Origin of the sequence: Devosia sp. (assembly GCF_034675085.1) — a bacterium.
GTDB lineage: Bacteria > Pseudomonadota > Alphaproteobacteria > Rhizobiales > Devosiaceae > Devosia.
This window is the reverse complement of record NZ_JAUCDN010000123.1, coordinates 1-9,244: the sequence shown is the minus strand read 5'-3', so window position 1 is coordinate 9,244 and position 9,244 is coordinate 1. Positions and strand designations below refer to the sequence as shown.

At 65.0% G+C, this 9,244-nt stretch carries 10 protein-coding genes; 6 read left to right on the top strand and 4 right to left on the bottom strand.

The features are described 5' to 3' along the window. Nucleotides 1-81: 81 nt before the first annotated feature. Entirely contained in the window at nt 82-891 is an 810-nt protein-coding gene (mazG, locus tag VDP82_RS09480; protein ID WP_323014607.1) for a nucleoside triphosphate pyrophosphohydrolase, read from the bottom strand. 366 nt (nt 892-1,257) lie between these two features. Here mazG and fgd point away from each other — a divergent pair, with 366 nt between their 5' ends. The 6 genes from fgd (at nt 1,258) to VDP82_RS09450 (ending at nt 6,952) form a co-directional block, all read left to right on the top strand. Next, the gene (gene fgd / locus VDP82_RS09475; protein WP_323014606.1) at nt 1,258-2,256 is read left to right on the top strand and encodes a glucose-6-phosphate dehydrogenase (coenzyme-F420); all 999 of its coding nucleotides are present in this window, start codon (nt 1,258-1,260) and stop codon (nt 2,254-2,256) included. 24 nt (nt 2,257-2,280) lie between these two features. Beyond that, nucleotides 2,281-3,108 (top strand): coenzyme F420-0:L-glutamate ligase, encoded by an 828-nt coding sequence (cofE, locus tag VDP82_RS09470; RefSeq protein WP_323014605.1) that lies wholly within the window; start codon nt 2,281-2,283, stop codon nt 3,106-3,108. A gap of 4 nt (nt 3,109-3,112) precedes the next feature. Beyond that, nucleotides 3,113-4,057: a putative F420-0 ABC transporter substrate-binding protein gene (locus VDP82_RS09465; RefSeq protein WP_323014604.1), complete on the top strand. Its 945-nt coding sequence runs from the start codon at nt 3,113-3,115 to the stop codon at nt 4,055-4,057. Beyond that, nucleotides 4,054-5,067 carry an iron chelate uptake ABC transporter family permease subunit gene (locus VDP82_RS09460; RefSeq protein ID WP_323014603.1) on the top strand — a complete coding sequence of 338 codons (1,014 nt, stop codon included), beginning with the start codon at nt 4,054-4,056 and terminating at the stop codon, nt 5,065-5,067. Before VDP82_RS09465 ends, VDP82_RS09460 begins: the two co-directional genes overlap by 4 nt. After that, the gene (locus VDP82_RS09455; protein ID WP_323014602.1) at nt 5,064-5,870 is read left to right on the top strand and encodes an ABC transporter ATP-binding protein; all 807 of its coding nucleotides are present in this window, start codon (nt 5,064-5,066) and stop codon (nt 5,868-5,870) included. The genes VDP82_RS09460 and VDP82_RS09455 overlap by 4 nt, the downstream gene beginning before the upstream one ends. Nucleotides 5,871-5,950: 80 nt before the next feature. Continuing rightward, nucleotides 5,951-6,952, top strand: a complete 1,002-nt coding sequence (locus VDP82_RS09450) for a TIGR03842 family LLM class F420-dependent oxidoreductase (RefSeq protein WP_323014601.1) — start codon at nt 5,951-5,953, stop codon at nt 6,950-6,952. A 63-nt stretch (nt 6,953-7,015) separates the two neighbouring features. Here VDP82_RS09450 and VDP82_RS09445 read toward each other — a convergent pair whose 3' ends face one another. The 3 genes from VDP82_RS09445 to VDP82_RS09435 all read right to left on the bottom strand — a co-directional run. After that, nucleotides 7,016-7,852 (bottom strand): MBL fold metallo-hydrolase, encoded by an 837-nt coding sequence (locus VDP82_RS09445; RefSeq protein ID WP_323014600.1) that lies wholly within the window; start codon nt 7,850-7,852, stop codon nt 7,016-7,018. A 3-nt stretch (nt 7,853-7,855) separates the two neighbouring features. Continuing rightward, on the bottom strand, nt 7,856-8,635 hold the full coding sequence (locus VDP82_RS09440) for a TatD family hydrolase (protein WP_323014599.1): 780 nt from the start codon (nt 8,633-8,635) through the stop codon (nt 7,856-7,858). 1 nt (nt 8,636) lies between these two features. Next, the coding region (locus VDP82_RS09435) for a class I tRNA ligase family protein (RefSeq protein WP_323014598.1) at nt 8,637-9,244 on the bottom strand (608 nt) is incomplete at its 5' end.

Below are 9,244 nucleotides of genomic sequence, written 5' to 3'. Positions count from 1 at the left end.
TCGCAGGGGTGGAGGGCCTACAGCATGGATTCCGGCCAGCGCCGGCATGACCCCGGTGGGCGTGGAAAGTGCCTTGCTCGATTACGCTTTGTCGGCGGCGCGGATTTCGTTCCAGTAGCCGTCCAACCGATCGAGGCCGGCATCCTTGGGCGCGATATCGTCCTCGCGGCAGCGGGCTTCGACATAATGGAAGCGGCGGGTGAACTTGGCGTTGGCATCGCGCAGCGCCGCTTCGGCATCGACGCCGGCATGGCGGGCAAGATTGACGACGGCAAAGAGCAGGTCGCCGATTTCCTCGCGCAGCGCCGCTGCATCGCCCGAGGCCCGGGCCACGCCGACCTCGGCCAGTTCCTCGTCCACCTTGGCCTTGACCGCGGCGAAATCGGGCCAGTCGAAACCGACTTTGGCGGCGCGCTTGGTGAGTTTTCCGGCGCGGGCCAGCGCGGGCAGGGCGCCGGGGATGTCATCGAGAATGGACGGCTCGGCCTCGCCGCGGCGTTCAGCCTTTTCGGCGCGCTCCTGTGCCTTGATCGCTTCCCAGCGCAACTCGCTGGCATCGGCCGTGCCGGCCTCAGCAGTACCGAAGACATGGGGATGGCGGCGGATCAGCTTGGACGTGATGGCGTAGATGACGTCGCCAATATCGAAATGACCGGCCTCCTTGGCCATTTGTGCGTGATAGATCGGCTGGAGCAGCAAATCGCCCAACTCGTCGCGCAGATCGGCAAAATCCTGCCGCTCGATGGCGTCTGCCACCTCATAGGCTTCTTCGATGGTGTAGTGGCGGATGGTGGAGAAATCCTGCTCCAGATCCCAGGGACAGCCGCCGTTCGGATCACGCAGGGCGGCCATGATCTCGATGAGACGGGAAATGTCGCGGGAAGGCTGCATGAAAACATCTCGGCTGGAATCGACGGATCTTGCCCGATCCTACCAGCTTGGGGGAGTTCATCCCACCGGCGGTTTTGCCATTCCCGTTTTCGCATAATATATATTATGGAACTTTTGTAATAGCCCAAAGGGCCGAATTTGCGGCATTTTGCCGGTTTTGGGCGCTGTAGCGGCATACAGTTTAGCGGGTTTGCCGGAGGCGAGGATAAAATCATTTCGTACCGATAGCGAGAATGCCGTGACGCATCTTGCGGTCTTCCGTTTCCGGGACGATCTGCGATGAGTTTCAGGGCCATCGATTCCAGTGGACATTTTTGACCAATCGGTCAAAACTGCCTGCCATCAACCGGGCATTCGGGGAGAGAGATGCGTTTCGGTTACAAGGCTTCCGCCGAGCAGTTTGCGCCCAATGCGCTGTTGAATTTTGCCGTCGAGGCCGAACAGGCGGGCTTCGATTCCGTATTCATCAGCGATCATTTCCAGCCCTGGAAGCATACTGATGGACATGCGCCATTTGCGCCGGCCTGGATGGCAGCGGCGCTGGCGCGCACCGAAAGGATCGTGCTGGGCACGTCGGTGCTGACGCCGACCTTCCGGCTGCATCCTTCGGTGGTTGCCCATGCCTTCGGCACGCTGGGCGCGATGTTTCCCGAGCGCGTTATCCTGGGCGTGGGCACGGGGGAATCGCTCAACGAGGTGCCGTCCACCGGCATGGTGTGGCCTGAACTCAAGGAGCGCTCGGCGCGGTTGCGCGAAGCCGTGACGCTGATCCGCCGGTTGTGGAGCGAGGAGCGCGTCAGTTTCGAGGGCGAATATTATCGCACCCAGAACGCCACCATCTATGACAAACCCGAAAAGATGGTGCCGATCTATCTGGCCGGCGCCGGGCCGCTCAACGCCAAATATGCGGGACGGGCGGGCGACGGTTTTATCTGCACTTCGGGCAAGGGTGCCGAGCTTTATGTCGATACGCTTCTGCCCAATGTGGCGGCGGGCCGGGCGGAGTCGGACCGTGCTGCCCTGCCCTTCGAGCGGATGATCGAAGTAAAGGTGTCGTTCGACCCCGATCCGGACCTGGCGCTGAACAATACGCGCGCCTGGGCGGCGCTGTCGCTGACGCCCGAGGAAAAGCACTCGGTGGAAGACCCGGCAGAAATGGAGCGGCTGGCGGCGCAATTGCCCATCGAGCGCATCGCCAAGCGCTGGATCGTTTCCAGCGATCCCGACGAGCATGTGGCGGCGATCAAGACCTATATCGATTATGGTTTCGATCATCTGGTGTTTCATGCGCCGGGCGAGGACCAGAGCCGTTTCATCGCGCTATATGCCAAGCATATCCTGCCGCGCCTCAAGGCCCTGGCCTGACCGCGCGCAAGCCGGAGCGACACCATGAAGCTGCCGCGATATTGCATCTGGGGCGTGCCGGGCCTGCCCGAAATCGGACCGGGAGACGATCTGGTGACGCTGATCGCCGACGCCATCGCCGCCATTGCGGCGGAGGACGCGGAAGCGGGTCTGCGCGATGGCGACATTCTGGTGGTGACCAGCAAGATCGTCTCCAAGGCCGAGGGCATGCAGGTGCCGGCGGCCGACCGTGAAAAAGCGATCGCGCTGGATACGGTTCGCATCGTGGCCGAGCGCGTGCATCCGGGCGGCACCACCAGGATCGTGGAGACGCGCCATGGGCTGATCATGGCCGCCGCCGGCATAGACATGTCCAACGTGCCCGATGGCGTCGCCCTGCGCCTGCCCGAAGATCCCGACCGTTCGGCGCGGGCCCTGTGTGAAGGGCTGCGCACACGGCTCGGCGTCGCCATCGGCATCGTTATCACCGACACGCTGGGTCGACCCTGGCGCGTCGGGCAGACCGATGTGGCCATCGGCGCGGCGGGCATGATCGTCACCGACGATCTGCGCGGAGACGTCGACGCCAATGGCCGGCCGCTCCATGTCACCGTCACCGTTCTGGCCGACGAACTGGCGGGCGCGGCCGACCTGGTCAAGGGCAAGGCCAGCGGCATTCCCGTGGCGGTTGTGCGCGGACTGGACCGGCTGGTCACGGGGCTCGACGCCCCCGGCGCGCGCACGCTGGTGCGTTCGGTGGATGACGACATGTTCCGCTTCGGCTCGGCCGAAGCCTATCGGCTCGGCTATGAGGCGGCGCAGGCCGAAATGCGCAAGAAAACGCCGAAAACCCAACGCGTGACCCAGGATTGATCCCATGCGCCCCCTGCCCGCTTTTCTTGGCGTTTTCACCCTGCTTGCCGCCGCTCCGGCGCTGGCCGGAACCGACTATCCGCTCGCCCTGGACAATTGCGGGGTATCGCTGAGCCTGCCGGCTGCCCCCAAGCGTGTCGTGGCCATTCGCTCCACGTCCACCGAAATGCTGCTGGCGCTGGGTCTGGGCGAGCGCATTGTCGGCGTCGCCTTTCAGGATGGGCTGGCGCCCGAGCCCTGGACGGCGCAATCGGCCGCGCTGCCAGTACTGTCCGAAAAGCTCCCCTCCCCCGAAGTGGTGCTCGAGGCGGAGCCGGACCTGGTCTATGCCGGCTGGGAAAGCAATTTTTCGATCGAAGGCGTGGGGGAGCGGGCGACGCTGGGCGCGCTGGGCGTCGCCACCTATGTTTCGCCTGCCGCCTGCCGCTCCATCGTGCCGCCCAAGCTCAGCTTCGAGGCCGTGTTTGCCGAAATCGCCGAGGTCGGCGCCATGTTCGACGTTGAAGACGCGGCAAAGGCCCTTGTCGCCGAACAAAGGGCGGAACTGGCCGGTATCACGCCCGATCGGCGGGGGCTGACCGCCCTGTGGTATTCCTCGGGCGGCAAGGCGCCTTATGTTGGCGCCGGCCGCAATGCGCCGCAGATGATGCTGGAGGCGCTGGGGCTGGAGAACATATTCGCCGATGTCGATGACGGCTGGATTTCCGCGAGCTGGGAAGCGGTGGTGGATGCTGATCCCGACATCATCGTGCTGGTGGATGGCGAGCGCAATTCGGTGGCGCAGAAAAAGGCGCTACTGGCCGAAAACCCCATCACCAGCCAGCTCGACGCGGTGATGCACCAGCGCTATCTGGTCGTTCCTTTCGCCGCGGCTGAGGCTGGGGTGAGCAATGTGCCGGCGACACGTGACATGGCGGCGCAACTGGCCGGGCTCAGCATCACGCCGTGAACCCGCCCCGCCTCCGCCTTATCGTCCCGGCGCTGGTTGTGGTCCTGCTGGCCAGCATCGTGCTGGCGGTGACGCTGGGGCCGGCCGACATTGCCCCCATGGAAGTGTGGCAGACCATTGGCCACCGGCTCGGGCTGGTGGCGGAAAGCCCTGTCGGGCGGCTGCGCGAAGCCATCATCTGGGAATTGCGGCTGCCGCGCCTGCTGGTGGCAGCGGCCACGGGCGCCGGGCTGGCGCTGTGCGGGGCGGTGTTGCAGGCGTTGACGCGCAATCCGCTGGCCGATCCCTATCTGCTGGGGCTGTCCTCCGGCGCCTCGCTGGGCGCGGTTATCTTCCTTCTGGCCGGGGCGACGCTGCTGATGCCGCTGGGCGCTTTCCTGGGGGCGGCGGCGGCGATGGCGCTCACCCTGCTGGTGACGCAGCTTCTGGGCGGGGTGACGCCCAGCCGGGCAATACTGGCCGGCATTTCCATCTCGGCGCTGGCGGCGGCGGGAACCTCGCTGCTCATCTTCTGGGCGGTCACCGCCGATTCCTATCGGGAAATCCTGAGCTGGCTGATGGGGTCGCTGGGCGGCGTGGTGTGGGGCGAGGCGCTGCCCGTGCTGGCCGGCGTGACGGTGCTGGGAGGACTGCTGCTGATCTCGGGCCGCGCGCTCGACGCCTTCGCCTTCGGGGAAACCGCCGCCGCCAGCCTGGGCGTCGACGTGACGCGGCTGCGCTGGCTTTTGCTGGGCGGAACGGCGCTTCTCACCGGCATTCTGGTGTCCATTGGCGGGGCTATCGGCTTTGTCGGGCTGGTGGTGCCTCATATCGTGCGGCTTGCGACCGGCTCGCGCCATCGGCTGCTGCTGCCGGTGAGCATGCTGGTCGGCGCCATCTTCATGGTGTGGACCGACACGGCGGCGCGCAGCTTGTTCGCGCCGCGCGAATTGCCGGTGGGCATTCTTACGGCCCTGGTCGGGGCGCCGATCTTTCTCCTGGTGCTCTTCCGCTATCGGCGCATCACATGAGCGGCGGGCTGGACATTGCCGGCATGAGCGTTCGCGCCGGCGGCAGGCTGTTGCTCGACCGCGTCGATTTTACCGCTGCGCGCGGCGCGGTGACGGGGCTGATCGGGCCCAATGGCGCCGGCAAGTCGACGCTGATGCGCGCTTTTCTGGGGCTCATGCCCAAGGTTGAAGGCCGGGTGTGTTTCAATGGAGCCGACCTGTTGGCCATGCCTGGCCGGACGCGGGCGCAACTGGCGGCTTTTGTCGAGCAGAGCGGCAGCACCGATGCGCGGCTGACCGCGCGCGACGTGGTGCTGCTGGGCCGTATTCCCTTCCAGTCGCTGTGGCAATCGGGCCCCTCGCCCGAGGATGCGCGGATCGCCTGGGAGGCGCTGGACGCGGTGGCCATGGGGGACTTTGCCGGGCGGCTTTACCACACGCTTTCGGGCGGCGAGCAGCAGCGCGTGCAGATCGCGCGGGCGCTGGCGCAGCAGCCGCAGCTGCTGGTGCTGGACGAGCCCACGAACCATCTCGACATCCAGGCACAACTGGCGACGCTGACCCTGTTGCGGCGCCTGGCGGCGGCGGGCGCAACCGTGGTGGTGGCGTTGCACGATCTCAACCTCGCCGCTGGTTTTTGCGACCATCTGGTGGTGTTGAACGCGGCGCGCCTCGCCGCCGCCGGGCCGCCCGAGAGCGTGCTCACCCCTGCCCTTTTGCGCGATATCTACCAGGTCGAGGCGGTGGTGCTGACCCATCCCCAGACCGGGCGGCCGATGCTGGCCTATGGCTCGCCGACAATTTCTGCCGTCCCGCCGCAATAGCGATTGACAATCGCGCGGCGCCGACCCAAAAATTTGACTGACTGGTCAAATTATGGCCGACGAAACGTTGGGAGGCGTTCATGGAATTCGGCATCACCTTCAAGGGCTTCGTGGATGCGGAGCGCGCGCGCTATCTGGTGCGCGCAGCCGAATATGCCGGGTTCAGCTATTGCTGGTTCTATGACTCGCACATTTTGTGGCGCGACTGCTACGCGGCCATCGCCATGTGCATGGAGCACACCACCAAGATGCGCTTCGGCCCGCTGGTGACCAATCCGGACGTACGCGACTGGTCGGTGGCGGCCTCGATCTTCGGCTCGCTCTCCAAGCAGAGCGGGGGCCGCTTCGATCTTGCCGTGGGGCGCGGGGACAGCTCCATGCGCGTCATGGGCAAGAAGCCCGCCACCCTGGCCCGCGTGGCCGATTTCATCGCCAAGACCAAGGCCATGGTGCGCGGCGAAGAGGTCAGCTATGGCGAAATCCCGGCGCCGGTGACATTCCCCTGGGCCGTGGGCCATGACATGCCGAGCTGGGTCGCCGCCTATGGCCCGCTGGCGCTCAAGACCGCCGGCCAGCACGCCGATGGCGTGGTGTTGCAACTGGCCGATCCGGGCCTGTGCAAATGGTTCACCGATCAGTGCATCGCCGCAGGCAAGGAAGCCGGGCGCGACATGAGCAATTACCGCTCCATGGCCGCCGCCCCCGCCTATTTCGGCGACCGCAAGCGGGCCATCGAGCATGTGAAATGGTTCCCGGCCATGGTGGGCAACCACGTGGCCGACATCGTGGAAAAATACGGCACCGAGAGCGGCCAGGTGCCGGAAAGCCTGACCAGCTATATCGAAAAGCGCCGGGGCTATGATTACTCCAAGCACGGCCAGGCGGATAATCCGTTCCTGGATTTCATCACCGACGACGTGGTGGAGAGCTTCTGCGTGCTGGGCGAGCCGGACGAGCATGTCGCCAAGATCCGCCAGCTCGAGGCGGCGGGCGTCACCCAGTTCAACATCTATCTCGACAGCGGCGACGAGGAAGAAATCATCGCCGGCTATGGGCGGAACGTGATTCCGGCGTTTCGCTAGGGTTTAACCCAATGCCTGTCGCCCCGGCTCAAGGCCGGGATGACGTCGTGGGTGGGGGAGACCTCAGCGGTTGAGTATCTCTCCCGTCAGCACGTCGATGCGCATGCCGTCGAAGGCGGGCGTGACGTTGGCGGGGGTTTCCGCGTCGGTGGTGGCATAATCCAGATCGATGTGGAGGTCGCTCAACACCGCCTGGCGCGGGGAAAAGCGCGCGATCCAGTCCAGCGCCTCGGGGAGGCTGAGATGGCTGGGATGGGGCGTAGGGCGCAGGGCGTCCAGGATCCACAGCTTGAGATTGCTGATCGCCGCGAAAGAGGCCTGCGGAAAACCCGAGAGGTCGACCGAATAGGCGAAATCGTGGATGCGGAAGCCCAGCGAGGTGATGTTGCCATGCTCCTGCTCAAAAGGAGACAGCGCGATGCTGCCGCCCGGCCCGTCGATGACCAGATCGGTGCCCGCCACGATTTCATGAGCGTCCAGGATGGGCGGATAGTCGCTGCCCGGCGGGGTTGTGAAGCAATAGCCAAAGGCTTCGCGGATGCGGGCGCCGGTTTCGGCGGTGAAATAGACATCGACCCGGCGGCGATTGTGCAGCGCCAAGACGCGCAGATCGTCTATGCCGTGGAAATGATCGGCATGGGCGTGGGTGTAGAACACCGCCTCGACGCGATCGACATGCTCGCGCAGCAATTGTTCGCGCAGATCGGGGCCGGTGTCGATGACGATGCGGGTGGGCTGCTCGCTGCCCTCGCGCCAGCCCTCGATGAGCAGCGCGCTGCGCAGGCGCCGGTTGCGCGGGTTTTCGGGGTCGCAGGCGCCCCAGACATTGCCGATGCGCGGCACGCCGCCCGATGACCCGCAGCCCAGAATGGTGGCGATGATCCGCTCGGCTGCCGGCATGGCTCAGGCCAGCCCGGACTTGGAAAAGAGCCGGGCGAAATTGGCGGTAGTTTCCGCTGCCAGATGTTCCAGCGTCACGCCGCGCACTTCGGCCAGCTTCTCGGCGGTGTGGCGCACGATAGCCGGCTGGTTGGACTGGCCGCGATGGGGAATGGGGGCGAGATAGGGTGCGTCGGTCTCGACCAGATAGCGGTCGGCCGGCACGAATTGGGCGACCTCGCGGATTTCCTCGGCATTTTTGAAGGTGATGATGCCGGAAAAGGAGATATAGCCGCCCAGCGCCAAAGCGCGCCGCGCCAGATCGGGCCCGGCGGTGAAGCAGTGGAGCAGGAAGGGGAAAGCCCCCTGCCCCGTTTCTTCCTCGAGGATGGCGGCCATGTCGTCATCGGCCTGACGGCTGTGGATAACCAGGGGAAGATTGGTGATGCGCGCCGCCGCGATATGGCGGCGCAGGCCGGTGGCCTGGGCCTCGCGCGGGGCATTGTCGTAGAAATAATCCAGCCCCGCCTCGCCAATGGCAATGCAGCGCGGATGGGCACTTAGCCGGACCAGATCATCCGTCTGGATGTGCAGTTCCTTGTCGGCATTGTGCGGATGGGTGCCCACCGAGCACCAGACATTATCGTAACGTTCGGCCAGTTCGGCATATGTGGAAAACTTGTCCACAAGTGTGGATATCGTCACCATATGAGTGACGCCGGCCGTCGCTGCGCGGGCCATGACCCCATCGAGATCGTTAGACAGGTCCTCGAAATCGAGATGGCAATGGCTGTCGATCAGCATGTCATTCGGCCGGTTTTTCAAGGCGCGCGAAAACACCCTGCGGCGCCGGCAATTCGGTGCCGGGGACCAGCATATTAGCCTTGTCCGCATCGGCCAGCAGGCGCTGGGCCTCAGGCACGGCCAATTGGTCGAGCAGGCGCGAAGCCGAGGCCGGCACGAAGGCCTGCATGGCGATGGACAGGCGCCGCACCGTATCGGCGGTGACGTAAAGCACGCTGGCCATGCGGGCCGGATCGGTCTTTTTCAGCGCCCAGGGCTCCTGCGCGGCGAAATAATTATTGGCCGAACTCAAGGCCATGATAATCGCGCCGGTGGCCTCGTGGATAAGTTGGCTGTCCATGGCCTTCTGCGCGTCGGCCAATGCCGCGCCAACCTCGGCAATTATAGCGTGGTCGGCCTCGGCCAGCGCGCCGGGCTGGGGCACTTTCGCGTCGCAGTTCTTGTTGATCATCGAGAGCGAGCGCTGCGCCAGATTGCCCAGATTGTTGGCGAGGTCGGCATTGACGCGGTTGACCAGCTTCTCATGGCTATAGTCGCCGTCATTGCCGAAGGAGACTTCGCGCAGAAAGAAATAGCGCACTGCATCGGGCCCGAAGGTTTCCACCAGAT